Below are 24,994 nucleotides of genomic sequence, written 5' to 3' on the forward strand. Positions count from 1 at the left end.
ATGAAAGTCATCTCTTTTCAGGCCGAGAACATAAAGAAGCTCGTTGCCGTTGAGATTAAGCCAGAGGGCAACCTCGTTGAAATCACCGGGAAGAACGGGCAGGGCAAGACTTCGATCCTTGACGCCATCTGGTGGGCATTGGACGGCAACAAGGTCATCCAGTCCAAGCCCGTGCGCGAGGGATCTGAGGCTGGCTTCATTCGCCTCGACCTCGGAGACTATGTCGTCACCAAAAAATTCAAGGTGAAGGCTGACGGCGATTTAACGATCTCGCTCACCGTAGAAAACCGGGACGGAGCGAAGTTTGGCAGCCCGCAGGAGCTGCTCAACCGCTTCCTCGGCGACCTTACCTTCGACCCGCTCTCTTTCTCCCGTATGCGAGCGCAGGACCAGGTCAAGGCGCTCCGGTCTCTGGTCAAGGACTACGACTTCGACGCCGCTGACAAGAAATCCAAGGAGCTCTTCACCGAGCGCACGGACGTCAACCGTTCGATCCGTGACCTGAAGGCTCGCATCGAGTCCATCGTCATCCCTGAGTGCGGAGTCTCTGAAAAGGTCAGCGTTGAAGACCTCGTGCAGGATCTTCAGAAGGCCATGGACCACAACGCCGCCGTGACCGCCGCCGAAAGCAAGGCGCAGGCCATCAACGGCGACATCGAGCGCACCCGCAACTCCATCGCCAACAAGAAACAGGCGATCAACGACCTCCAGCATGCGCTTAATCAAGAAGAGCTGCGGATCGAGGAGCTTAACGACGAGCTTGATGGCATCGAGATCGCAGACCGCATCGATACCAACCCGATCCGAGAGAAGATTTCGGAAGCGGATGAGATCAATGGCGCTCTGACCCAAATCAAGGCCCGCGAAGAGCTCGTCGACCAGATGAAGGCTCTCCAGCAGAAGAGCGACGAGCTCACCAAGGGCATCGATGCCATCAACCAGGCATCCGCAAACGCCGTCGTCGCAGCTAACCTGCCCATTGCCGGCCTTCAGCTCACGGACGAGGCTGTCATCCTTAACGGCCAGCCGTTTGAGCAGGCAAGTGATGCCGAGCAGCTCCGCGCATCTATCGCGGTGGCGGCTGCGATGAATCCGACGCTCCGGGTTATCCGTGTACGTGACGGCTCACTGCTCGACGCGGACTCGATGGCCTTGCTGACCGAGTTTGCACAGGAAAACGACACGCAGGTGTGGATCGAGACGGTTTCGTCCGGCCGCGAGACGGCTGTGGTGATCGAAGACGGGCACGTCGCCTCTGGTTTGGAGGCAGCAGAATGAAAATCAAGATCATCGCTGGCGCAGAGCCTCACCGTGAAGGCGAGTATCCTTGGTCCTATATGGTCGGATGCGACGGGGTTACCGAGATCGTCGAGGAAGACCAAAACCTCGGCACGTACGGAATCACTTGGTTCGTCGTGAAGAGTGGCGATGCCGTTATCGCAAAGATGAACGCGCTCTACGTCGCTAATATCACGCTCTTTCCTGTGGAAGGTGGTGCGAAATGACCGACCTCAACTTCATCCCGAACGCGGACGGAACTTACACGCTACCGCCCGGTATTTACTTTGATCTGCCAGAGGCGGTTTACCATGCTGATACTTCGCTCGGCTCGACGTCCATCAAGGATCTGGCGTCCAAGCCATGCAAGTGGCAGTACGACCGGCTCCGTCCTCGTCGCGAAGTCGAGCAGGAATACCTGATCTGGGGCAGCGCATGGCACTGCCGCGTTCTGGAAGGCAAGGAAGAGTTCGATAAGCGGTATGCGAAGCCGCCGCGACCGCATGACTACCCGGAAGCGTTGAACACGACCGACCAGATCAAGGACTTCCTTCGCATGCACGGCCAGAAGCTCACCGGCACCAAGCCTGAGCTGACTGCAAGGGCGCGCGAGCTTGATGAATGCCCGCCATTCTTCGACGAGATCCTTGCACGCTGGCAAACCGAGCATCCGAACCATGTCGAGCTGACTGACCGGCAGGTGGTCGAGATCGAGGACGCCGTTGCGAACATGGAGCGTGATCCGATCCTCACTTCCGTCATGACGGCTGGCTCTCTGGTCGATGGTGCCGCTGAAATGTCCATCTTCTGGGTGGATGAGCGAGGAATCCGCCGCAAGTGCCGCCTCGACTACTCGCTTGCCCCTGCTGGTGAGCGCGTCAAGTCTCTGATCGTCGACCTGAAATCGTTCAACTCGTTCAAAGGTGGCTCCGATGAAGAGGCTGCTGTGCTTAAGGTCCATGAGATGGCCTACGACGTGCAGGTCGCCGCGTATCTGGAAGGATATGTGGCCGCACGCAAGCTTCTCGAGCAGGGAATGATCTTCGGCACGCCTCCGCGAGGGGAATACCTGCATTCGTTCCTGCACTCGCAGGGGATCGATTGGGTTTGGGTGATGATGCGCCGCGACAACGGCATGGTGCCTGTCACGCTGTCCGTCGACACCGAGGACAAGATGTTTGTCCATGCGAAGAACATCGTCGGGGACGCTCTCGATACCTACCGCTTCTATCTCGACCGCTACGGGCCGGACCAGCTGTGGACCCCGCCGCCGAAGGTTCCGCTGCGCCTGAACCACTCCGTCATGCCTACCTACAACCGAGGAATACAGTATGAGCAACCTAATCACCGTTGAAGCCGGGAATGTCCTGGATAGCATGGCATCCGACATCGCGCCTTTGCTGCGTGAGAACGGGCAAAGCTTCGACCGCTTGCGTTCCGTGTTCCTGATTGCTGTCCTTCAAGAGCCGAAGATCCTGGAATGCACCCCCGACAGTCTGCGCCGCGAGATTTCAAAGTGCGCTGCGGATGGCCTCGTGCCTGACTCCAAGGAAGCCGTCCTTCTTCCCTATTGGGATAACAAAGAGAGGGTCATGCTGGCTAACTATCAGCCGATGGTGCAGGGCATCATCAAGCGGGTGAAGGAACTTGGCGGTGTATTCTCTATCGTGTGCAAATTGGTCCACGAGAATGACGAGTTCGTGCTCAACGAAGCCGACCCTGACTCGCTCGTTCACAAGTCGGACCCGTTTGCCAAGCCGGAACAGCGCGGACAAGTCACTGGCGGATATGCGGTTTTCCGAGACGATCAAAAGCGAGTGATGCACCTCGAGACCATGTCACTCGAGGACATGCAAAAAGTACGCGATGCATCCAAGGCTCCTAACAGCCCTGCTTGGAACAAGTGGACGAACGAGATGTACCGCAAGGCGGTGCTGAGACGCGGCTCGAAATACGTCCCGATCAACAACGACAAGATCCGTGCGCTGCTCGAGCGTCAGGATGAAATGTTCGATTTCAGCCAGCCACGTCAGACCGAGCGTGTGAACCCATTCACTGGCGAAGTCATCGAGCACGATCAGACCAAGGCCGTCACTGACCAAAGCCAGACTGGCGTCAAGATGGACGCCGGGGCGGCTCAGGAGCGCGAGAAGGAACCGGCAAAGCAATCGCAGCCAAAGTCGGAGCAAAGCGCTGAGCGGGCCAGCCAGACCGGACAGGGCAGCAAGCCGAAGCAGGAGGCCAAGAAGGAGGAACCGTCTGGCCCTCCGTCCGCACCTGACGACATCATGATTCAGCGTGAGGACCACGACATCATCCTCGAAGGTTGCGAAAAGCTGCTCGGTATCGCGCTCGACATGGGTATCGACGCCCGCGATCGCCGAGGTGTGCTGAAGCAGGCGGCTCAACATTGGGCATCTGCAACGCCGGACTACGCGAAGCCACTCATGAAGGCATGCATCGACATGACCGATTGGGCAATCAAGCGAGACGCCGACAAGCTGGCATGGTCAGCCGAGCACGCGATGTTCGTCCACAAGGTGAAGAGTCTTCTCGGCGTCGAGAAGCTGAACGTCGGGAAATACCCGTGACCGCATAGACCGTGGCGCCGACCTCTCGGCGTCACCCACCCTTCAAGCATGAAGTACGTAGTGAAATTGAGGAACACACCATGAAGACTTTCGGTGCTGAGGCCCGTGACCTCTCATATGAAATCTCCGAACGGGAGCTTGAGCTCCAACTGCTGACCGAGTTCCAGGAGAAGGGAGGGCAGTTTCGCCTTTCCATTACCTGCGACCACCCTGACGACTACGTCAAGAACCTCATCCAGCGAAAGGCGCGCGACGAGTTCATGCTCAGGACGGTCATGAATTACATGGTCAAGCAGGCCAAGCTGGACTTGAACGAGGCCGTGCTGAAGCTTCGCGTTCATGCCTCGTCACACAACAAGGCGAACGAAAGCGAGGCTCAGCCATGAAGATCCGCTGCATCGATTTCGAAACCACAGGGAAGATTGAAGAGCGGGAGAAGGGGAAGCCAGTTGGCATCTGCGAGTTCGGGTTCGCCGACGTCGACGGCAGCACCGGCGCTGTAAGCAAGCCAGTGTCTTCGCTCATCAACTGCGGAATCGCCATGCCGCCCGAAGCGCGCGCCATCCACCATATTTCAGACGAGGATGTTTCTGAATCACCAACGCCGGACTTCGCGTTCAAGTCTTTGATGGACGGCATGGAACCGGGCGACGTCTTCTGCGCACACAACGCAGCGTTTGAGCAGGCGATCTTCACCGGCAGCACGTTCCCCTGGATCTGCACCATGCAGTCAGCAAAGCATCTGTGGGAAGACGCACCGGGCTACAGCAACCAGACGCTGCGCTACTGGCTTGGAGTGGATGCCGATTTCGAGTGGCCTCCTCTGGCGATGCCGCCACACCGCGCCGGGCCCGACGCCTACGTTACGGCTCACATCCTGTCACGGATGGTCAAGGACAAGCATCCATCGGTCCTCATTCAGCTGACCAATACACCGGTTCTCCTGAAAACCGTGGGCTTCACAAAGGATCATTACGGCAAGCTCTGGTCCGACATGGACCGAGGATTCCTCGAGTGGTGCGTCGACCCTCGCAGGGACAACCTCAGCCCCGAGATACGGCACACCGCACGTCACTGGCTCAACAAATTGACGATGTCCGGCACTCCATTCGCATAGGCACATTCCGATGACTTACCAAGTTCTCGCCGTCTACCTGCACGGCACACATGCTGAAACCCAATATTACGTGGCAAAGGATTCCGTCACGGTGCAACAGATCCTGCGGGGCGACGATAGTGGTGTCGTCTGCCTCGTCCTTCAGCCCGAGAAGGCAGGGTTGATTGCTCACTTGCTGAACACTTCCGATGAGCAGCCAAAAGGTTCGTAAGCGGATTCCAGACCGGGTGAAGCTCGAGGCCGCGCTGCGAAGGTTCGGCCTCACGATCAAAGAAGTCGAGTTCGATCACAGCCCGGCTCTGGCGCTCAGACCAATCAATCCTCTGACCGGCGACACGATCCCGCCGGCCAACGACCCGGACCACATCGACATGCTTCTCACCCAGGAACACCGGGTCAAGACATTCGGGCGAGGGGGAGAGAAGCGGATTACCACCGCCGATGGAGACATCGGAAAGATCGCGAAGGTCCGCAGGCTCACCAAGCAGCAAGAGGCGTACCGCCAGCGCCTTATCGCGAAGGCCACCGGACAGGAACAGCCCCCACGCAAGAGCAAATGGCAAAGCCGCCCACTTGGGAAACGCAAAACAATTCAGAGGGATACATCCGAATGACGATGTTTCGCATTCACACCCGGTCATCTGGAACGTTCGACGTCGAAGCCAAAGACCCGAACCACGCCCGGAAGATCTTCCTGGCTGAGAACGAGAAGATGATCATCACCAAGATCAAAGTCGTGAAGGGATAATGAAATGAGACTGCCCGACTTTCTGCGCCGCTCCGACGATGCTTCCTTCGCAGAGGCAGAGCGCACTATAGCCAGCACACTCCTGACCGACCTCGACGTGCGGACACGCCTAGAACGTGAGCGTGACAATGCTGCGACCCGCCTGGACACGCTTCAGGCAGAGCGTCTGAGGATAGCCGAGCGGATCTCGTCCGCGACCACGGACCTCCGCGAGCTGGATCGCATCATCGCTGGCATGGAAGCGCACCTGCGCACCTTAGATGTACCGTCCATCGTTGAGTACGACCCTGATCAGATGGTCGCCGCGACCGCAATCTGTGCCGAGGAGGTGCGACAGTGATGTACGTTCTCGTCATTTGCGCTGGCATTTCAGCGATAGGCTGCGGGGTTTACGAGCGATCGGAACCGATGACTCAGACCGATTGTTACGGCGCTCTCGAAGCCCTGCGCTTTGATGTCGACGCCTCCGGGGATACCCGCCGCTCGGCTTACGCCCTTTGCAAGCCTGTCAATCCATCACCGGCACCGAAGGGAGAGGGCGAATGATCATGAGACGCCGTGTCCCACATTACGTGGCTCGCCGACTCCGCCAGCTCGTCAGCATCATTGAGGATGGCGCCAGCCATAAGGCTGACGAACTCGCGGTCATCCTCGATACGTCACCTCGCACGATCTATCGGGACATTTCCCTTCTTCGTCGTCACGGCTGGAATATCCCCGGAGAAGCTGGCGTCGGTTACATCTTCAAAGGGAAGGGGTCTTTCGACGTCCTGTCCGCTGCGGGAGGCGTGTGACAATGGCCCAACTAGTCCCCGTCCCCACGCGATAAATCTAAAGGAATCCAAGACATGAGCTCAAACAACGATGCCAGCCATACGGCCCTCGAGGTCTACGTCGTCGGAGACCGGACGATGGAGAAAGTGTTCAGACCTGCCGGGTTAACGAACGTCTCCGATCTGCAGGCAGTATTCGATGCGGTTGAGAAAGCTTTGACAGAGCCGGATCTACCGTTTCGCCACGACGATGACGAACGCCGCGCCGTGCTGGGAGGGAAGCCGTGACGGTCTGGTCACCTCAGCAGAATGAAGCACTGTCAACCGCCGGCGCTTGGCTGCGCATTCGGCATCAGCCAACGTTCTACCTTGCTGGTTTCGCCGGAGCCGGGAAGTCCACGCTCGCAATGCACCTCGCCAGTTATGCCAAGGGCGATGTTGCCTTTGCTGCTTTCACTGGCAAGGCAGCTCGGGTCATGCGCTCGAAAGGATGTCGTGGCGCCAAGACGATTCACGCATTGATCTATAACACAGAGGTCAACGAATCCACCGGCGAGGTTCGCGTCACCCTGAAAGATCCTGGCGCCCTCGATAAATACGGCCTCATCGTTATCGACGAGTGCTCGATGGTGAATGAGGAGATGGGCAAGGATCTTCTATCGTTCGGCAGGCCGGTCCTCGTGCTCGGCGATCCTGCTCAACTCCCGCCGGTCTCGGGCGGTGGTTACTTCACCGCACGCAAGCCGGACTACATGCTGACAGAGGTTCACCGACAGGCAGCTGAAAGCCCGATCCTCTGGCTTGCGACGGAGATCCGGGAAGGCCGGTACAACGGTCACGAGATGAACACCGACGGCTTGATTGTTACCAGTCGGAAGAATCTCGATGGTCAGCTGGTCACTGAAGCCGACGTAGTCATCGTCGGGCGCAATGATACCCGGCAGCAATACAACCGACGCCTGCGCGAGATTGCCGGGAAGACAGATCCGTTCCCGCTTACCGGCGAACCCCTGATCTGCCTGCGCAATGATCGGTTCGCCAAGATATTCAACGGCGACATCCTGACCGTCGGCAAAAAGAAGGTCGGCAAGAAGTCCGTCCAGCTCTGGATGGATGACCCGGAAGGCGAACGCCCAACCACGAAGGTTAGCGTTCGGAAGGAGTTCTTCGAGGACGATGTGGCTGCTGCCAAGCTTCCGTTCAAAGAGGTTCGAGGCACGCAGCAGTTCACCTTCGGCTACGCCATCACTTGCCACAAGAGTCAGGGCAGCCAGTGGGACAAGGTTTGCGTCTTCGACCAAAGCCACGCCTTCCGCGAGGATAGAGATCGCTGGTTATATACAGCCGCCACAAGGGCGTCAGAGCACCTGACGCTCGTTGTATGAAAGGATTTGGAAATGACAGTTTTATCAGCGCAATCAATTCGTAAGCGAAATATCTTCGAGCCGTTTCACGAGCGCACTGTGATGAACGGAATGACTTTCGGACTCGGCCCGGCAGGGTATGACGTCAGGATCGCTGAGGAGATCGTGCTTTACAATGGCAGGTCAGTTCTCGCCAGCACTGTCGAGCACTTCACCATGCCATTCGACTGCTTGGCTTACGTGAAGGACAAAAGCACATGGGCGCGGCGGTTCGTCCTCGTGCAGAACACAGTCATTGAGCCTGGCTGGCGTGGGTTTCTGACTCTTGAGATCACCTGCGACGGGGATCAGATGGTCACAATACCCGCCGGGTCACCCATCGCGCAGGTCGTTTTCCATAAACTGGATGAACCAACAGAAAGCCCATACGCAGGGAAATATCAGGACCAAGCAGCAGGGCCACAGCCGGCAAGACTTGAAGGGCTCTGACCCTTCGCTCCCCTCCAAGTATGGAACCCACGGAAATGAAAACATCAAATTCAGCAACAGCGAATGAAAATCATGGCGGCTCTTCGGGCCGCCGCATCCGTCCGAGTGAGCACGCTCTTCGCATTGCCCTGCGCACAGCCAAGGCTGAAGGCATGGTTGTGGATAAGCTGTGCGTGACGGGTGGGTATATCGAAATCCATTTCGGAGGCGTTGAGGTCGAGTCGTCCGATGGAAATCATGGAGACCTCGATAAATGGTAGAGGCTGCTATGAAAGTAGAGTTCCCCGGTCTTCTGAAGGAAGCCATGGCGTCCGGGCATATCCGGTATCGCGTCCGCCCGAAAGGCGACAAGACAAAGCGCATACGAATATTCTGCGAGCCGGGTGACGACGACTTTCAACGGCAGTATCTGATCGCTCGCTCAGGGGACCAGCCCAAGCCACTGCAGAAAGCTTCCGAAGTCGCGAAGCCGAAGTCAATTGGATGGCTGGTCTCCAGCTATATGGAATATCTCGAAGCGAGGGTGGTCGCTGGAACTTCCAGCGGCAAGACCCTGAAAAAGAAACGCAATCTTCTCAACCGTCTGCTGACGAATCCTGATCGCGTGATGCTAATTCCGCAGGAAAAGTTATTCGAGATGCAGGACAAGATGGGATCGACGCCAGCCCAGGCCGACGCTTTCATTGAAGCCGTCGGTGTCATGTATGATTGGGCGAAGAAGCGGAAGCTCGTAAGCAGCAACCCGGCAAGGGGCATCGATAAGGTGTACGTCAAGGGAGACGGGGCTACTCCGTGGAAGGCGGCAGATGTGAAGGCATTCTTCGCCAAGCACAAGCCGGGCAGCAAGGCGCACGTTGCCATGTCGGTCCTACTGTGGACCGGTTGTCGCGTCGAGGATCTCACCGTTCTCGGCCGGAAGAACGAATGCGTCATCGAGGGCGTGGAGGCTGTCCGTTGGCAGCCGAGCAAGAAGGGATCTTCCGAAGTGACCGTCCCGCTTCTGCCTGCCCTGAAGACGGCCACCCGCGCGCCTACGGTTCAAGGCGGCACCTATGTTCTTGGTCGTGGCGGCAAGCCCTTTGCAAGCGGTGACAGTATGTCGGCGATGTTTAAGCGGTGGTGCAAGGATGCCGACCTGCCGACGCTGTCAGCTCACGGCGTTCGCAAGGGACTCGCTGAACTGTTGGCCGAGCAGGGCTGCAGCCAATATGAGATCATGGCTATCCTCGGCCATTCCGAAGCAAAAACATCCGAGGTTTATACCCGGAGAGTCGAGCGTTGGAAGCTGGCTCTTGGCGCCATGGAACGAGTAGATGTGTCCCACGCATGGTCTTGATGTGGGACACCTCAAAAACTAAGGTGTTGATTTCTTGGGAGAAAACCACTGCATAAGAGTGGTAAATGGTGCGGTCGAGAAGACTCGAACTTCCACGGGTTGCCCCACAGCGACCTCAACGCTGCGCGTCTACCAATTCCGCCACGACCGCCCGTGGTAGGAGCCGAACTCCGTCGGCGAGTGGGCATTTAGCAAATCACTTTGGGGTGCACAAGCCCCATCTGCATCTTCCGGCAATCTTTTTGAAAAAGAATGTGAAAAAGCTGGCACTCAATCATCGAAGACATGGCCAAAACCGCGATTTTCCGGGCTTTTTCAAAGGCTTCCACAGATCGAAAAAAATTCCGAAAAACGTCATCAAGCGAGAGCGTTGCGAGGGAAGAGAGCACTGCGAGGGGCAATAAAGAGCAAATCCGACGAATCCGATTCATTCGGATTCGCTTCCAACAGCAAAAAATCAGCCGGCGATGCCCTGCAGACGCTTAATATCCTCAAGGCGCTTCATTGTTTCTGCGTAACCGGCATCGATTGCCTCGGATGCGCGATGGAAATCGGCAAGCCCGATCTGTCCCACAATCGGCATGAGCGTAACATCCGGCGGATCGCCAGCCATGCGGGCGCGCGAGATTCGGTCCTGGATGATGTTGAAGGCTTCCATCATCACGCCGGTAATACCGAGGCGTGCTTCTTTCTCGCCATGAATCGCGTCCGCAAGCCCTTCCTGGCGCGTTTGCGCATGTTTGATGACCGCAGCGCGACCATACTGGTCGTAATGCAGGTTCACGGCCAGAACCAAGCGCTGCTCATAAGCACGGCACACGGATACGGGAACGGGATTGACGAGTGCGCCATCGACCAGAACACGCTCCTGCCAGCGCACAGGCTCGAAAACGCCGGGCAGGGCATAGGAGGCGCGCATGGCATCGATAAGCGGACCTGATGACAGCCAGATTTCGTGACCGGTGCGCAGTTCCGTGCAGATGGCAACGAAGGGACGATCCAGTTCCTCGATGCGCAAGCCGTCCAGATGCTCGCGCAGACGACCATCCAGCTTCATCCCGCCGAACAGCCCGCTGCCGCGAAAGGTGATGTCGAGAAGATTGAACATGCGTCGCCGGGTGAGGCTACGGGCGAAATCTTCCAGTTCATCGAGTTTTCCAGCCAGATAACAGCCACCCACAAGCGCGCCGATAGATGTCCCGGCAATCATCTCGATATCGATATTGGCTTCGTCCAGCGCGCGCAAAACGCCGATATGCGCCCAACCGCGCGCAGCTCCACCACCCAGCGCAAGGGCTATCCGGCGCGGTTCACGCTTGATTTCAGGCTTCTCGACGATTTCTTCAGCTGGCGGTGCAAGGTCATTATTCGCAGCCTTCCGCCTCTGCCCCCATGCAAGCATCACGATGGACACCTCTTCGTCTCGATTTGGAGCATTTCCGGCAAAAGACTGAAGCGGCTTGCGTCAGGAAATGCGTAGAACAAATAGCTAAAGCGATTCCGACAGTTCCGTTTGACAGGAACCGCTTCAGACTAGCGAAACATAGTATCCAAAGAATAAATGCTGCGAATTGATGGCGCGACTCATATTCGCGCCATCACATCCTTTTGACCAAGGTTAATGCTCGTGATCGCAGGCGCCTTCAATGGCCAGCGATATATCGCCGTTCTCGGCAGTAACCTGCCGATAGAAGCAGGAGCGGCGACCCGTATGGCAGGTTGGTCCGTCACCCGCGACGCGCACTTTCAGCCAGAGCGCGTCCTGATCGCAATCTGTACGCAACTCGACCACGCTTTGCAGATTGCCCGATGTCTCGCCCTTCTTCCAGAGTGTGGAGCGCGAGCGCGACCAGTAATGCGCAATTCCCGTTTCGAGAGTAAGGCGCAGCGCTTCCTCGTTCATATGGGCGACCATCAGCAATTCGCCGTCACGCGCATCGGTAACGACGGCGGTGATAAGACCCGATGCATCGAAACGCGGCATGAATGCCGCGCCTTCTTCAATAGCCTTCTTGTCGGAAGGCTGGGCGGGAAAGAAGCTCATTGTCTGCCGCTTATCTGCGGGTCAGGGTCATGAAACGCACCTGTTCCTCCGCATTCACCTGCATTTCGCCGGTAAACGTGGTGGTGATGGTCGTCGAACCCTGCTTGCGGATACCGCGCATGGCCATGCACATGTGCTCAGCCTCGATCATGACGGCAACGCCACGCGGCTTCAAAATGCGCTGGATGCTGTCGGCGATTTGCGCGGTGATGCTTTCCTGCGTCTGCAGGCGACGCGCGAAAATATCCACGACGCGCGCAATCTTGGAAAGGCCAACCACCTTGTGATCGGGCAGATAGGCGACATGCGCCTTGCCGATAATCGGCACCATATGGTGCTCGCAATGCGAATGGAACGAAATGTCCTTCACGAGGACAAGATCATTATAGCCCCCGACTTCCTCGAACACAGTGCCGAGGACTTCTTCCGGGCTTTCCGTATAGCCTGCGAACAGTTCCTTATAGGCCTTGGCAACGCGCTTCGGCGTCTCCAGAAGACCTTCGCGCTCCGGGTCGTCTCCGGCCCAAAGCAAAAGCGTGCGTACGGCTGCTTCTGCATCGGCCTGCGTCGGCTTGCCATGCAAAAGAGTTACATCTGCCTGCTTGTTCGGCAGGCCGGATTCGTCATCTTCTTTGAGGATGCGAGCGTCCATCAGTATTCTCCAGTAGTCTCCTTCAAGGAGGAGACGAGTTAAACGGACAATACAACGATGCGCTTTGCGAGCGGGCGATGTATTGATCCGGCGCTTGAGGCCACCGGACAGGTTTTCGTGCGACTGCCCCCGGGTCTGTGCTAATGTTACCCATGGCGCAGACGCTACCTGCCTATTATATAGACATTAAATTGCAACTTCAAACCGCAGCCGGGCGACAAAATTTTGTTTTTCTCCGGCAGAGCGGAAGGTTCGCCTCCATGATTGATGATATTTATAACAAACGCATCCTGGAATTTGCCGGAAACATGGAGCGTCTGGGGCGCCTTCCAGAGCCCGATGCGGTCGCCAAGGTGCACTCCAAACTGTGCGGATCGACCGTTACCGTCTATCTGAAAATGGCTGACGGTATCGTGACGGATTTCGCGCATGAGGTGAAAGCCTGCGCACTTGGGCAGGCATCTTCCTCCGTGATGGCGCGCAATATCATCGGCTCTTCCGCAGAAGAGCTGAAAGCGGTTCGCGATGAGATGTACAAAATGCTCAAGGAAGAAGGTCCGGCGCCGGAAGGGCGTTTTGCCGACCTGAAATATTTCGAGCCTGTCCGCGAATACAGAGCCCGCCACGCTTCCACATTGCTTACTTTCGATGCGGTCGTCGATTGCATTCGGCAGATCGAGGAAAAGGCCAAAGCTGCCTGATGTGTTCTTGCGGCAAGGATCACGCCGGCGAGGGCGCGCGGAAGCGCTATAGCCGGAATTTCACTGACCCCTGGCGCAAGACACCGGGGAGGGTGATCGGCACTTCATTCGTGCGATTCTATCAGGTGACATTGTCGTCCCTTATCGGCAATTCCTGCCGCCATCTGCCAACCTGTTCCGAATATGCCTATGAAGCCATTGCCCGCCACGGCCTTTGGAGCGGCGGCTGGATGGGACTTTTTCGCGTCATGCGTTGCGGACCGTTCGGAACCCATGGTTTCGATCCGGTGCCGCAAACACTCTCCAGCGATCTCAAATGGTATCTGCCCTGGCGGTATTGGCGCTGCTCGGCATCTTAGGGCGCGATGCGCTTATCAGAAGCGTCTTTCAGTTTCCCCGAAATATCCGCAGCTGTGAATTCTGACAGTTTTTTGTTAGCTGATTATAACTCATTAAGGATATCAACGTTTCATTGAGAATTGGAATTTAAGGCAGTGCTGTGGTCTTTTTCGGGCCGCAATTTGCCTGCATGTCCCCCCGGCGTCCTTATTCCTGTGAGCTGTTATGCTGAAATCATCGCCCCGCCTTTCGCGTCTCGTTGCATCCCTTGCGCTCAGTGCGAGTGTGCTTTGTACGTCTGCGGCGATGGCGAATACGTCCTGGATCGTTTTCGATGCCGATAGCGGGCGAATCCTCGGGCAGGATGATGCCAATGTGCAGCGCGCACCGGCTTCTCTGGCCAAGATGATGACGCTCTATCTCGCCTTTGAAGGGCTCAAGACCGGCACACTGCATTGGGACGATGCAATGCCTGTATCGAAAAACGCGGCTGCAAAGGTTCGCATGAAGCTCTGGCTGAAGCCGGGTGAAACGATCACCGTCCGCGATGCGATCAATGGCATGATTATCGTTTCGGCCAATGATGCGGCGACCGTCATGGGCGAATATATCGCCGGATCGGAAGCGGCTTTTGGCCGATTGATGACGAAGCGCGCGCGCCAGATCGGCATGAAAAGCACATTCTTCGTCAATCCGTCGGGGCTGACGGCAAAGTCTACCCAGCTTACGACTGCACGCGATATGGCGGTCCTTGGTATGGCGTTGCGTCGCGATTATCCAGAACAATATGCGCTGTTCTCGCAGCGCTCCTTCACCTTCCGCGACCGTGTTCGCAACGGCCACAACAATCTGATGTATCGCTATCAGGGCGTTGACGGCATCAAGACCGGCTATACGGATGTATCCGGCTATAATCTCGTTTCCTCTGCCGTCATCAACGACAATCACCTCGTCGGCGTTGTACTGGGGGCTGGATCGGCACGAGAACGCGACGACCAGATGGCAAAACTGCTCACCCGGTTCGGTACGCAAGGCACTGAGGCCACGGGGCAGCTCGTTGCAATGGCGAAGCCGCAGCCTGTCGCGAAGCAGGCAATTCCGGCCCAGCCGAAAGCTGATGCAGTCGCCGACCTGATCGACGATTCCCGTATCGAGCAGGGAGACGGCGGCTTCCTGATCGCCTCAGCCGCTGGAACGTCGGCCTGGACGATCCAGCTAGGCGCTCCTCCGACACTTGCCGGTGCAAAGGAGCTGCTGGCCAAGTATCGCCCGGCGGTCGATAAAGTCGCGCCGGGCCTGAAAGCTGAAATTTCGCCTGCCGAAAAGCGCCGCAAGGTCTATCGTGCGCGTTTTTCCGGTTTCAAGGACTCTGCATCCGCCGAAAAGGCATGCTCGCAACTGAAGCAGCAGAAGATCGATTGCCTCCCGATTCGGAACTGATTTCATTTCAATTGCACAGATGAGCGCAACCTGACGCTGTCAGTCTGGCGCGCTTTACTGGCTGGGCAAAAAAGACTAGAACCCAACCTTCATTTTCATACGCATGAACCCACCCGCAATCGTTGGCGGGACTGGATAAGGATGATTAGAATGTCGAATACCGTTTCCATGCAATTTCCCGATGGCTCTGTGCGTGAATACGATGCGTCAATAACCGGCGCTGGCCTCGCGGAATCGATTTCCAAATCTCTCGCCAAAAAAGCTGTTGCCTATGCCGTCGATGGCACCGTGCGCGATCTTTCAGATCCTCTCGGCGCTTCCGGCAAGATTGAGATTCTGACCCGCGAAGACCCGCGCGCGCTCGAACTCATTCGTCACGATACGGCGCACGTACTGGCAGAAGCCGTGCAGGAGCTTTTTCCGGGCACGCAGGTTACCATTGGCCCCGTCATCGAGAACGGCTTCTACTACGACTTTGCGCGCAATGAACCGTTCACGCCCGACGATCTTCCGGTGATCGAAAAGAAGATGCGCGAGATCATTCAGCGCAACAAGCCCTTCACCAAGGAAGTCTGGTCGCGTGAAAAAGCCAAGCAGGTTTTTGCCGACAAGGGCGAGAACTACAAGGTCGAGTTGGTGGAAGCCATTCCGGCCGGGCAGGACCTCAAGATCTACTATCAGGGTGACTGGTTCGATTTGTGCCGTGGCCCACACATGGCCTCAACCGGTCAGATCGGCAATTCCTTCAAGCTCATGAAGGTCGCCGGTGCTTACTGGCGCGGTGATTCCAACAATCCGATGCTGACCCGCATCTACGGCACTGCTTTCGCCAACGACAACGATCTTCAGGCCTATCTCCATATGCTTGAAGAAGCGGAGAAGCGCGATCACCGCCGCCTCGGCCGTGAAATGGACCTGTTCCATTTCCAGGAAGAAGGACCAGGCGTCGTGTTCTGGCACGCCAAGGGCTGGAAGATGTTCCAGAATCTGGTGAGCTATATGCGTCGCCGCCTCGACAGCCACGGTTATCAGGAAGTGAACGCGCCGCAGGTGCTCGACAAGTCGCTCTGGGAAACTTCTGGCCACTGGGGCTGGTATCGCGACAACATGTTCAAGGTGACTGTCGCTGGTGAAGAAACCGACGACGATCGCGTCTTTGCGCTGAAGCCGATGAACTGCCCCGGCCATGTGATGATCTTCAAGCATGGCCTCAAGTCCTATCGCGACCTGCCGATCAAGCTTGCGGAATTCGGCAATGTGCACCGCTACGAGCCTTCGGGCGCGTTGCACGGCCTGATGCGCGTGCGCGGCTTTACGCAGGACGATGCGCACATCTTCTGCACCGAAGAGCAGATGGCTGCGGAATGCCTGCGCATCAATGACCTGATCCTGTCGGTCTACAAGGATTTCGGTTTTGAAGAGATCACCATCAAGCTGTCGACCCGTCCTGAAAAGCGCGTCGGCTCGGATGAACTCTGGGATCGTGCAGAAAGCGTGATGATGTCGGTGCTGCAAAAGATCCAGCAGCAGTCGAACAACATCAAGACCGGCATTCTGCCGGGCGAGGGCGCTTTCTACGGTCCGAAATTTGAGTATACGCTGAAGGACGCCATCGGCCGTGAATGGCAGTGCGGCACCACGCAGGTGGACTTCAACCTGCCGGAACGCTTTGGCGCCTTCTATATCGACAAGGATTCGGAAAAGCGCCAGCCGGTGATGATCCACCGCGCAATCTGCGGTTCGATGGAACGCTTCCTCGGCATCCTGATCGAAAATTTCGCCGGTCACATGCCTTTGTGGTTTGCTCCAGTGCAGGTTGTCGTCGCCACGATCACCTCGGATGCCGACGAATATGCAGCGCAGGCCGCAGCCAAGCTGAAAGCCGCTGGACTGCAGGTTGCGACCGATCTGCGCAACGAGAAGATCAACTACAAGGTTCGTGAGCATTCCTTGCAGAAGGTTCCGGTGATCCTCGTCTGCGGCAAGCGCGAAGCCGAAGAAAACACGGTCAATATGCGCCGTCTTGGTTCGCGGGATCAGGAATCCATGACGCTTGATGAAGCCATCGCACGGCTGGTGGAAGAGGCGACCCCGCCCGATCTGCTCCGCCTCAAGAACGGTGGCTAACACAATAAAAAGGCCGCGCAATGCGCGGCCTTTTGCTTTTGCAGATAGCTTAAGTTCAATCCATGCTGTCTTGGACAGATTCGGATTCGCCATTGGCGACGACTTCAACCTCTTCATTCTTGCCGGAAGAAACCTTGAAATCCCGCTGGTAGATGCGGTCCTTGTTCTTGGCGACAGCAACATAATCGCCTTCGATAAGTACCATCGATGAATAAGCGCCAGCGCTTTCACGCACCACATCGCCGGAAGCATTCAGGATGGACCAGGACGTATCGGCAAGTGCCTCGCCACCGCGCTCGCGCACAAGCTTCAACGTCACTTCCGCGGCGCGATGCTGGACAGTCGCTTCGGTCAGCTTTCCCGCTTCCACACGGATATCGGCCCGAATGGTGGCGTTCGCCGTGCCATAGTTGGAAACAACGTGATAAGTGCCGCTGTTGAGGCGAATGACCGTGTTCGGCTTGACGTCAGGCACGATCAGCGAACGATCACTATTGTCTTCGTCGGCATAGATAGAAAACCGCAGGAGATCGTCATTGATCTTGCCACCATCGGGCAGAATCGCGCTGAGCTTCATTCCACCTGCGTCGAGCATCATTATTTCATGACGGGTCGCATTGCCGACGGTAATCCGCTTGGTGGCTCCGGCACGCCCATAGGCCACATGCACCAGATAGCTGCCCTCCGGCAGATTGAACACGGCGCTACCGCCCTGTGCGCTTGCGATGAGCGGCAATTGACCATCAGCTCCGACGTCAGGCGAAAATACGCGCCATACGAGACCTGTCGGAATATCACCGCCACTTTCACTCAGCCGCGCCTTGAGATCGAGTTCACGCGTCTGGATAAGCGGATTGTTCTCGGGGCTGGACGGAGAGGCGTAAGTGTTCAGCGTCGGGAGATTGAGCGGCGGCGGCGGTAGGTCCGGCAGGCCGGTCGTTGCGGTCTGCAACTGTGGGATATTTGTCTGCGGATCAAGGCCCTGAGCCATGGATGGCACTGCACTGACGGCAAGCAAAATCGCTGTTACAAACGATCCGCCGCGCAGGGCATTTTTTCTCTTTGGATAAAACAGGTTCAAGCGATCCGACATGCAGTATTTTTGAGCCTATGCGGGTGGCGAATTCAAGGCCAAATTGCTTCCGGCACACGCATTTTTCGAACTTCCTGCAATTAATCCATCCCCGAATTTTGACTTTACAGTTCGGATGCAACGGGCGAGAAGAAGCAGCTCCCGAATAAGTGGAGCAAGATAAGCAGCATTTTAATAACGAGGTTACCGTGGCCCATCCGGTGTTTGATTTTCTGGCGCAGCGCAGCTCCACCCCGATTTCGGCGATTTCCGAGCCAGCACCTGAGGGCGAGGAACTTGCAGCCTTGCTGAAAGTTGCAGCACGTGTACCTGATCACGGACGCCTGACGCCCTGGCGTTTCATCCTGTATCGCGGTGATGCACGGCTGAAAGTCGGCGAGTATCTTGCTCAGCGTGCTGAAGAGATCGAAGGTCCGATGCCAGAAGGGCGGAAGGAAAAAGAGCTGACACGTTTTTCGCGCGCGCCGCTCGTTGTCGGCGTGGTGTCATCGCCCGTCGCGCACGAACGCATTCCGGAATGGGAACAGTTCCTTTCGGCGGGTGCTGTCGCGATGAACCTATGCACGGCTGCCAGCGCGCTTGGATATGCCAGCAACTGGATTACAAACTGGTATTCAGATGATGCACCCGCCCGCGCTTTTCTGGGGCTGGCACCCAATGAACGTGTTGCCGGATTCGTCCATATCGGAACGGCAGCAAACAAGATGCCGGAACGCCCGAGAGCCGATATGGACAAGATCGTGACTGAATATTCCGGTCCATGGACGCAAGCTTAGAGTCGACTCCAACAAGACTTGCTAATCAACGGATAAACATATGTTTTATGAACCAAGGGAAGGGCACCCGCTGCCCCATAATCCGTTCAAGGCAATCGTCGCCCCGCGCCCCATTGGCTGGATCGGGACGCAGTCGAAAGAGGGCGCCGTCAATCTCGCGCCCTACTCTTTCTTCAACGCGATCTGCGACACGCCGCCGATGGTTATGTTTTCATCGAGCGGCGCAAAGGACAGCGTTTCGTTCATTGAGGAAACCGGCGAGTTCACCGCAAATCTGGTGAGTGATCATCTGAGAACACAGATGAATGCCTCATCCGTCAATGCGCCTCGCGGGATCAGCGAGTTTGAATATGCCGGGCTAACCAGAGCGCCAAGCAGGCTTATTGCGGCCCCACGCGTCAGGGAAGCTTATGCCGCTCTTGAATGCGTTGCTGTGGAAATCAAGCGATTGCAGGACAAGGAGGGCAGGCCGACCGACAATTACATGGTGATCGGTGAGGTTGTCGGCGTGCATATAGATGAACAGGTCCTGACCGACGGTCTCATCGATATCGCGAAAGCCAGACCTGTCAGCAGGCTCGGTTATATGGATTTCGCAACAACGGAAAGCGTCTATCAGATGTTCCGCCCAAAATGGGAAGATGAGAAATAGGCCGATTGAGCACTCCAGCAAAAATGTGAAACAGTTTTGCGTCCGGAAATGCGTAAAAACAAATAGTTAGAGGCCCTTTTTCTTGGCTTCGCCCCAGATCGCTTCCATTTCATCGAGGGTCGCGGCATCAAGACCGCTTCCGGTTTCACCAAGCGTCTTTTCGATGAAATGAAACCGCCGCTTGAATTTCTCATTGGCGGCGACGAGTGCAGTTTCAGCATCGATTTCGAGATGGCGGCCAAGATTGACCATGGCAAACAACAGGTCGCCGTATTCTTCTTCGACATCCGCACGTTCCTTTGCCGCCATAGCTTCCTTCAGCTCTGCGGTTTCCTCGGCGATCTTATCGAGGATCGGCGCTGCCTCAGACCAGTCGAAGCCGACTTTCGCGGCTTTCTGCTGGAGCTTCAGCGCACGCAGCAGGGCAGGGAACGCTTGTGGAATATCGTCCAGAAAGCCATTCTTCTCGGTCGTTTCCAGCCCGAGTTTTGAGCGTCGTTCAGCCCGCTCGGCCTTCTCTTCCGCCTTGATGCGATTCCACGAGCCCTTGGCCATGCCGGCACTTCTGGCTTCAGCCTCGCCAAAGACATGTGGATGCCGCCTGATCATCTTATGCGTGATGGCTTCCACGACATCACCGAATGCAAAGCTGCCCTGTTCTTCGGCCATGCGTGAATGGAACACCACTTGCAACAGCAGATCGCCAAGCTCTTCGCGCAGATCGTCCATATCGTTACGCTCTATAGCATCGAGGACTTCGTAAGTTTCCTCAAGCGTATAGGGCATGATGGATTCGAAACTCTGCTCCACATCCCACGGACAGCCGGTTTCAGGATCGCGGAGCGCTGCCATGATTTCCAGAAGGCGATCAATATTGCGGGATGGTTTCATCATCGCTCCGTCAAACTTGGCTGATCTACTGCAACCATTCAAGAGAATCGCACCTGATGGCTTGAAGTCTGTTACTGATTTTGCATAGTCAGCCGGGGATCGCACATCGGGGCGGTATGTTCAACAAGCGGATACATAAACGATGACAATTCTTGTGACTGGCGGCGCTGGCTATATCGGCTCGCACACCTGTGTTCAACTCATCGAGGCAGGTCACGACGTCGTAGTAGTCGACAATTTTGACAACAGCCACCCGGAAGCCCTGCATCGCATCGAAAAGATTACCGGGCGCGCACCGCGCCGGGAAGCAGGTGATATAAGAGATCGCGCCTTTCTGGAACAGGTGATCCGGCATCACAAATGCACCGCTGTCATTCACTTTGCAGGTCTGAAAGCCGTTGGAGAATCAAGCGAAAAGCCGATGCTCTATTACGATTGCAATGTGGTCGGCACGCTCCGCCTGCTGCAAGCGATGGAAGCAACCGGCGTCAAGACTTTGGTTTTCAGCTCATCGGCCACGGTCTATGGCGATCCGCAGAAATTGCCGATCACCGAAGATCAGCCGCTAACGGCAACAAACCCCTACGGCCGCACCAAGCTTGTCATCGAGGACATGCTTCGCGATATTTATAACGGCGACAATAGCTGGAAAATCGCCATCCTGCGTTATTTCAACCCGGTCGGCGCGCATGAGAGTGGCCTGATCGGCGAAGATCCAAAGGGCATTCCGAACAATCTGATGCCAATTATCGCGCAGGTCGCCACCGGTCGTCGTGAGAAACTAAATGTCTGGGGCAATGATTATCCGACGCCTGACGGCACCGGTGTTCGCGACTATATCCATGTGGTGGATCTGGCTGCCGGTCACCTGAAAGCACTCAAGAAACTCGATGAACCGCAGTGCTTTTCGGTCAATCTCGGTACGGGGCAGGGCTATAGCGTTCTCGACGTGGTAAAGGCATTCGAGCATGTTTCGAACCGCGAGATCAAATACGAGATTGCACCGCGCCGCCCGGGTGATGTAGCGGAATGCTATGCCGATCCGAGTTTTGCCCGTGACTTCCTCGGCTGGTCTGCAGAGAAGAACCTGCGCGAAATGTGCCAGGATATGTGGCACTGGCAATCGAAAAATCCCAACGGCTACGAGTAAACCGAACCGGGCTGAAATGGCTTGCTGTTCGAGGTCTTATCTCGAAAGTGTGAGTCATTTCCCGACATCCGAGGGATTGCAACTCCTTCCGAGAGGTTTATGAACGGACATAAGCTCGGTAGCCCTATCACTCAAGCAGGCGTTGCGTTCCGCCATGCCTGCAAGATTGGACGATATAATGCGCTTTCTGCCTGACAAATTCACCAGCATGCTGATCGTGACCATCCTGATTGCATCTGTGCTTCCCGTCCGCGGTGAATTTGCAGACTGGTTTGCGATGGCGACGAAATTTGCGGTTGGGCTTTTGTTCTTCCTGCATGGCGCCCGGCTCTCGCGCGAGGCTGTGGTCGCAGGCATAACGCACTGGAGACTGCATCTGGCAGTCCTTTCGTCGACGTTCATCCTGTTTCCGATCCTCGGTCTGGCAGCAGGCTGGACCATTCCCGGCTTGTCACAGTCGGCTTTCTATACAGGCATCCTCTTTCTCTGTGTGTTGCCTTCGACGGTCCAGTCGTCCATCGCCTTCACCTCGATTGCGGGCGGCAATGTCTCAGCCGCAATCGTGTCGGCGTCAGCATCGAACATTTTCGGCATGTTTCTCACGCCGCTTCTGGTCGGCCTGTTATTCGCTGTCAAAGGCGGCGGCGGAATATCGATCGACGCACTGGAATCCATTCTGCTGCAACTGCTCGCACCATTCGTGCTCGGACAGATTCTACAGCCATGGATCGGTAATTTCATGCGCCGCCACAACAAGGGACTCGGCTTCGTTGATCGCGGCTCGATCCTGATGGTGGTCTATCTGGCCTTCAGCGAAGCTGTGGTCGAAGGCCTTTGGCGCACCGTTTCGTGGGACGATCTCGGCATGATGGTGGGCGTCAACCTCGTCCTGCTGGTCGCCGTGCTGCTCGCCACCTGGTACGGCAGCAAGTTGCTCGGTTTCAATCGCCCAGACCGCATCACGATCATGTTCTGCGGATCGAAAAAGAGCCTCGCCAGCGGTGCACCGATGGCCAGCGCGATTTTTGCCGGTGCGAATGTCGGCAGCATTGTTCTACCCTTGATGCTCTTTCACCAGATTCAGCTTATGGCCTGCGCCGTGATCGCGCGAAAGCTTGGCGATCATAGGGAACACGACGAGCGCGTTACTGCCGCTGCGGAGTAGGGGCTCTGCAAGTCTGTCCCGGTTATTTTTCGGGGAACAGGAAGGTAGTTACAAAGCGGGCTCCCCATTTGGGACCGTCCGATGGTGCTTCGGCATAATATCGCGCGGACACGCCAATGCTGACCCGTTGTTCTCCAAACTTGAAGACCTTCGATATGCCAGCGTTTATTGGCACGGTCCACTGTTCTGAAGTCCAGTCATAGGATGTTTCCGATGATAAGTTCAGTGCTGTCGTATCGGGAAATGTATAGGTAAGAAATGGCTGGAGAAAGCTCTGGCTTAGGGCATCGCGGTCGCTGTGCCCGGCATATGACCATATATGGTTGGCCAACGCGCCATAGGTCCAGCCGCCTTGTTGTTTAAGAATGACGCCGGTAGGGCCTGCGCCCCATTTTCCAGTTCCAAGCTCGCTATTGGTAGCGGTTGGCCACAAGAATACCGGACCGACACCCCAGGTTATGCCGTCTACAGACTGGGCAGGCGAAAAGAAGAAGCTCTGTTCTGTATCGCTCAGTCCGAAACGATTGTCGAAACCGGCCGCTGGAGCCTGTTGGTAAACGATCGGAACTATCGTGCGGACAATGAGGTTCCAGTCCTCATTCAGAGAAAATGGAACAACCGGCTGAATGTTGAGTGTGTATCGGTAAGAGTCCCTAGGGCCAAAACAGCAATCGTAATTACTCTGGAATGGTACGCTTATAAGGCTGGAAATGGGATTGGCCAGCTTCCTGGCCAGTTCCTGGTCCGCATCGGCATATGCGTGGGTAATGCCTGCCGCCATAGCGCCTAAAAAGACAAATGGTTTCAAATTTGAATTGCGCATCTGAGCCTCATTATGGAAAATAACACTCGAATTAAATTGCCATAAGAATCATATTAATTAATCGCCAGGACAGTTATTTTCCTTTTAATACTTTATATATTCACAGTTATAATAATAATATTAGAGATATCTACTAAAGGTACAAAAGAAATAATCGTCCCACGCGGCGCTTGCGGGAACAAGGGGATCGGCGTAGGAGAGCGAGCAGAGGACTACTCTCGTATTGCGGGTTTCTGGCCCTCATATCGAATATGTTTTAACGAGATTTGCGCGGTTGTTGCGCTGTTTTTGCACATGTGCCTGTGCAAGACCGGAAAGGCAGATATCAATGGCTGAAGACGACAAACCGGCTTTCGATCAGGAAGCGCTTGCAGAAGCCTATAACCGTGCGCTCGCGCTGGAAAAAGCCGGCGATTTCGATGCTGCTGCCAAGGCTTATGAAGATGTGCTGCGCATCGACCCCGAGGACCATGGCGGCGCTGCCGTACGGCTTGCGAGCATGGGGCGCGGTGCGGTGCCGCTGAAGGCGCCGGATGCCTATGTCTCGACGCTTTTCGATCAGCATGCCGAAATGTTCGATACGATCCTTGTTGACCAGCTCGGTTATGATGTTCCGCTGCAACTGCGGGAAATGCTCCTCGACATGGACGACGAATTTTTCGCTGAACGCATGCTCGATCTGGGCTGTGGCACTGGTTTGTCAGCCGACGCACTCGATGACATGGCCGCGCATAAGACCGGCGTCGATATTTCTGAGAACATGATCGAAGTCGCTTACGAAAAAGGCGACTATCAGGCACTGTTCGTTGGCGAAGCTGTTCGTTTTCTCGAAACGACCGGCGAACCGCAATGGGACCTGATCGTCGCTACCGACGTTTTGCCTTACATGGGTGAACTTGACAAATTCTTCGCGGGTGTGGCCGCGCATCTGTCATCCGGCGGACATTTCGGCTTCTCCAGCGAGACACTCGACGATACGCGACTGGCCGGGCGCGCATTCATGGTCGGAGACTATCAGCGCTTTGCGCATGCACAATCTTATGTACGTGCCATGCTCGACAATCACGGAATGGATTGTATGCGTTGCGACGATATTGTCGTACGCAGCGAGCAAGGAGCGCCAGTTCCAGGCCATCTCTATATCGCTCGGCGTCGTTAGAGCATGTCTCCCGAAAAGCAGGAAATGCTCTAATATTCTGGACTGACATTCAGGGCTCACATCGAGCCTTGAAGGAGCCTAGCCATTCTCGCGGCTCCCCAAATTCCGGACCGGATCAATATCGGGTGGTTCCATAATCTATCTTATGTGATCGCCATATATAACAGCAATATACAGATGCGACAGATGGGCAAGATAGAGATGCGACATTTTTAGGTCGCGTGCCCTGTTCAGATCGAACGAGGAAAGGAAGACTGGGCGGCTCTTCACACGTATCCGTTTAGAG

General features: G+C 56.1%; 32 protein-coding genes and 1 tRNA gene. 26 read left to right on the forward strand and 7 right to left on the reverse strand.

Annotation, left to right across the window (positions count from 1 at the left end):
* The 17 genes from F9K91_RS07960 (at position 1) to F9K91_RS08035 (ending at position 9,696) form a co-directional block, all read left to right on the forward strand.
* Positions 1-1,278, forward strand: coding sequence for an AAA family ATPase (locus F9K91_RS07960; RefSeq protein ID WP_167522195.1), 1,278 nt, complete (start codon positions 1-3; stop codon positions 1,276-1,278).
* Entirely contained in the window at positions 1,275-1,505 is a 231-nt protein-coding gene (locus F9K91_RS07965; protein WP_109369061.1) for a hypothetical protein, read from the forward strand. Before F9K91_RS07960 ends, F9K91_RS07965 begins: the two co-directional genes overlap by 4 nt.
* On the forward strand, positions 1,502-2,632 hold the full coding sequence (locus F9K91_RS07970) for a PD-(D/E)XK nuclease-like domain-containing protein (RefSeq protein ID WP_151677598.1): 1,131 nt from the start codon (positions 1,502-1,504) through the stop codon (positions 2,630-2,632). The genes F9K91_RS07965 and F9K91_RS07970 overlap by 4 nt, the downstream gene beginning before the upstream one ends.
* Complete coding sequence (locus F9K91_RS07975) at positions 2,610-3,869, forward strand: recombinase RecT (RefSeq protein ID WP_151677599.1); 1,260 nt, start codon at positions 2,610-2,612, stop codon at positions 3,867-3,869. Before F9K91_RS07970 ends, F9K91_RS07975 begins: the two co-directional genes overlap by 23 nt.
* An 80-nt stretch (positions 3,870-3,949) precedes the next feature.
* A complete protein-coding gene (locus F9K91_RS07980) occupies positions 3,950-4,255 on the forward strand; it encodes a hypothetical protein (protein WP_109369064.1) in 306 nt (101 codons plus the stop codon).
* Positions 4,252-4,986: an exonuclease domain-containing protein gene (locus tag F9K91_RS07985; protein WP_109369065.1), complete on the forward strand. Its 735-nt coding sequence runs from the start codon at positions 4,252-4,254 to the stop codon at positions 4,984-4,986. Before F9K91_RS07980 ends, F9K91_RS07985 begins: the two co-directional genes overlap by 4 nt.
* Before the next feature lie 10 nt (positions 4,987-4,996).
* Positions 4,997-5,197, forward strand: a complete 201-nt coding sequence (locus tag F9K91_RS07990) for a hypothetical protein (protein WP_109369066.1) — start codon at positions 4,997-4,999, stop codon at positions 5,195-5,197.
* Positions 5,175-5,600 (forward strand): hypothetical protein, encoded by a 426-nt coding sequence (locus F9K91_RS07995; RefSeq protein ID WP_235912820.1) that lies wholly within the window; start codon positions 5,175-5,177, stop codon positions 5,598-5,600. The genes F9K91_RS07990 and F9K91_RS07995 overlap by 23 nt, the downstream gene beginning before the upstream one ends.
* Positions 5,597-5,734: a hypothetical protein gene (locus F9K91_RS25965; protein ID WP_158295707.1), complete on the forward strand. Its 138-nt coding sequence runs from the start codon at positions 5,597-5,599 to the stop codon at positions 5,732-5,734. The genes F9K91_RS07995 and F9K91_RS25965 overlap by 4 nt, the downstream gene beginning before the upstream one ends.
* 4 nt (positions 5,735-5,738) lie before the next feature.
* The gene (locus F9K91_RS08000; RefSeq protein ID WP_109369067.1) at positions 5,739-6,074 is read left to right on the forward strand and encodes a hypothetical protein; all 336 of its coding nucleotides are present in this window, start codon (positions 5,739-5,741) and stop codon (positions 6,072-6,074) included.
* Positions 6,074-6,280, forward strand: coding sequence for a hypothetical protein (locus F9K91_RS08005; RefSeq protein WP_151677600.1), 207 nt, complete (start codon positions 6,074-6,076; stop codon positions 6,278-6,280). The genes F9K91_RS08000 and F9K91_RS08005 overlap by 1 nt, the downstream gene beginning before the upstream one ends.
* Complete coding sequence (locus tag F9K91_RS26580; protein ID WP_151677601.1) at positions 6,277-6,528, forward strand: HTH domain-containing protein; 252 nt, start codon at positions 6,277-6,279, stop codon at positions 6,526-6,528. The genes F9K91_RS08005 and F9K91_RS26580 overlap by 4 nt, the downstream gene beginning before the upstream one ends.
* A 54-nt stretch (positions 6,529-6,582) precedes the next feature.
* A complete protein-coding gene (locus F9K91_RS08015; protein WP_151677602.1) occupies positions 6,583-6,795 on the forward strand; it encodes a hypothetical protein in 213 nt (70 codons plus the stop codon).
* Complete coding sequence (locus F9K91_RS08020) at positions 6,792-7,892, forward strand: ATP-dependent DNA helicase (RefSeq protein ID WP_151677603.1); 1,101 nt, start codon at positions 6,792-6,794, stop codon at positions 7,890-7,892. Before F9K91_RS08015 ends, F9K91_RS08020 begins: the two co-directional genes overlap by 4 nt.
* Positions 7,893-7,904: 12 nt before the next feature.
* Positions 7,905-8,360 (forward strand): dCTP deaminase, encoded by a 456-nt coding sequence (locus F9K91_RS08025; RefSeq protein ID WP_109369075.1) that lies wholly within the window; start codon positions 7,905-7,907, stop codon positions 8,358-8,360.
* Positions 8,361-8,395: 35 nt separating this feature from the next.
* Complete coding sequence (locus tag F9K91_RS08030) at positions 8,396-8,620, forward strand: hypothetical protein (RefSeq protein ID WP_146200208.1); 225 nt, start codon at positions 8,396-8,398, stop codon at positions 8,618-8,620.
* A complete protein-coding gene (locus tag F9K91_RS08035; RefSeq protein ID WP_167522196.1) occupies positions 8,614-9,696 on the forward strand; it encodes a tyrosine-type recombinase/integrase in 1,083 nt (360 codons plus the stop codon). The genes F9K91_RS08030 and F9K91_RS08035 overlap by 7 nt, the downstream gene beginning before the upstream one ends.
* 66 nt (positions 9,697-9,762) lie before the next feature.
* On the opposite strand, the gene F9K91_RS08040 is transcribed toward F9K91_RS08035, so the two are convergent.
* The 4 genes from F9K91_RS08040 to folE form a co-directional block, all read right to left on the reverse strand.
* Positions 9,763-9,847 (reverse strand) — tRNA-Leu (locus F9K91_RS08040).
* Positions 9,848-10,153: 306 nt separating this feature from the next.
* Positions 10,154-11,101, reverse strand: coding sequence for a patatin-like phospholipase family protein (locus tag F9K91_RS08050; protein ID WP_151555023.1), 948 nt, complete (start codon positions 11,099-11,101; stop codon positions 10,154-10,156).
* Positions 11,102-11,314: 213 nt separating this feature from the next.
* Positions 11,315-11,740, reverse strand: a complete 426-nt coding sequence (hisI, locus tag F9K91_RS08055; RefSeq protein WP_151651228.1) for a phosphoribosyl-AMP cyclohydrolase — start codon at positions 11,738-11,740, stop codon at positions 11,315-11,317.
* Between the two features lie 10 nt (positions 11,741-11,750).
* Complete coding sequence (gene folE / locus F9K91_RS08060) at positions 11,751-12,392, reverse strand: GTP cyclohydrolase I FolE (RefSeq protein ID WP_006466810.1); 642 nt, start codon at positions 12,390-12,392, stop codon at positions 11,751-11,753.
* A 260-nt stretch (positions 12,393-12,652) separates the two neighbouring features.
* Between folE and F9K91_RS08065 the strand changes: the two genes are divergently transcribed.
* The 4 genes from F9K91_RS08065 (at position 12,653) to thrS (ending at position 16,999) form a co-directional block, all read left to right on the forward strand.
* A complete protein-coding gene (locus F9K91_RS08065) occupies positions 12,653-13,093 on the forward strand; it encodes an iron-sulfur cluster assembly scaffold protein (RefSeq protein WP_151677604.1) in 441 nt (146 codons plus the stop codon).
* On the forward strand, positions 13,093-13,452 hold the full coding sequence (gene yidD / locus F9K91_RS08070; RefSeq protein WP_151651230.1) for a membrane protein insertion efficiency factor YidD: 360 nt from the start codon (positions 13,093-13,095) through the stop codon (positions 13,450-13,452). The genes F9K91_RS08065 and yidD overlap by 1 nt, the downstream gene beginning before the upstream one ends.
* A gap of 205 nt (positions 13,453-13,657) precedes the next feature.
* Positions 13,658-14,872: a D-alanyl-D-alanine carboxypeptidase gene (locus F9K91_RS08075; RefSeq protein WP_151677605.1), complete on the forward strand. Its 1,215-nt coding sequence runs from the start codon at positions 13,658-13,660 to the stop codon at positions 14,870-14,872.
* A 150-nt stretch (positions 14,873-15,022) separates the two neighbouring features.
* Entirely contained in the window at positions 15,023-16,999 is a 1,977-nt protein-coding gene (thrS, locus tag F9K91_RS08080) for a threonine--tRNA ligase (protein WP_151554938.1), read from the forward strand.
* Between the two features lie 55 nt (positions 17,000-17,054).
* Here thrS and F9K91_RS08085 read toward each other — a convergent pair whose 3' ends face one another.
* On the reverse strand, positions 17,055-17,990 hold the full coding sequence (locus F9K91_RS08085; RefSeq protein ID WP_235912829.1) for a hypothetical protein: 936 nt from the start codon (positions 17,988-17,990) through the stop codon (positions 17,055-17,057).
* Between the two features lie 290 nt (positions 17,991-18,280).
* Here F9K91_RS08085 and F9K91_RS08090 point away from each other — a divergent pair, with 290 nt between their 5' ends.
* Both F9K91_RS08090 and F9K91_RS08095 read left to right on the forward strand, forming a co-directional pair.
* Positions 18,281-18,868, forward strand: a complete 588-nt coding sequence (locus F9K91_RS08090; protein WP_061346305.1) for a nitroreductase family protein — start codon at positions 18,281-18,283, stop codon at positions 18,866-18,868.
* A 40-nt stretch (positions 18,869-18,908) separates the two neighbouring features.
* Positions 18,909-19,520, forward strand: a complete 612-nt coding sequence (locus F9K91_RS08095; protein ID WP_151554936.1) for a flavin reductase family protein — start codon at positions 18,909-18,911, stop codon at positions 19,518-19,520.
* Between the two features lie 66 nt (positions 19,521-19,586).
* On the opposite strand, the gene mazG is transcribed toward F9K91_RS08095, so the two are convergent.
* On the reverse strand, positions 19,587-20,411 hold the full coding sequence (mazG, locus tag F9K91_RS08100; RefSeq protein ID WP_151651273.1) for a nucleoside triphosphate pyrophosphohydrolase: 825 nt from the start codon (positions 20,409-20,411) through the stop codon (positions 19,587-19,589).
* 142 nt (positions 20,412-20,553) lie between these two features.
* Here mazG and galE point away from each other — a divergent pair, with 142 nt between their 5' ends.
* Positions 20,554-21,561 carry a UDP-glucose 4-epimerase GalE gene (galE, locus tag F9K91_RS08105; protein ID WP_151554935.1) on the forward strand — a complete coding sequence of 336 codons (1,008 nt, stop codon included), beginning with the start codon at positions 20,554-20,556 and terminating at the stop codon, positions 21,559-21,561.
* A gap of 178 nt (positions 21,562-21,739) precedes the next feature.
* Positions 21,740-22,726: a bile acid:sodium symporter family protein gene (locus F9K91_RS08110; protein ID WP_151677607.1), complete on the forward strand. Its 987-nt coding sequence runs from the start codon at positions 21,740-21,742 to the stop codon at positions 22,724-22,726.
* A gap of 22 nt (positions 22,727-22,748) precedes the next feature.
* Here the strand turns inward: F9K91_RS08110 and F9K91_RS08115 are convergent, their stop codons facing one another.
* Positions 22,749-23,549 (reverse strand): hypothetical protein, encoded by an 801-nt coding sequence (locus F9K91_RS08115; RefSeq protein ID WP_151677608.1) that lies wholly within the window; start codon positions 23,547-23,549, stop codon positions 22,749-22,751.
* 328 nt (positions 23,550-23,877) lie between these two features.
* On the opposite strand from F9K91_RS08115, the gene F9K91_RS08120 reads away from it, so the two are divergent.
* Positions 23,878-24,708 carry a class I SAM-dependent DNA methyltransferase gene (locus F9K91_RS08120; RefSeq protein ID WP_151651236.1) on the forward strand — a complete coding sequence of 277 codons (831 nt, stop codon included), beginning with the start codon at positions 23,878-23,880 and terminating at the stop codon, positions 24,706-24,708.
* Positions 24,709-24,994: the final 286 nt, after the last annotated feature.

The organism is Brucella tritici (assembly GCF_008932295.1).
GTDB lineage: Bacteria > Pseudomonadota > Alphaproteobacteria > Rhizobiales > Rhizobiaceae > Brucella > Brucella tritici.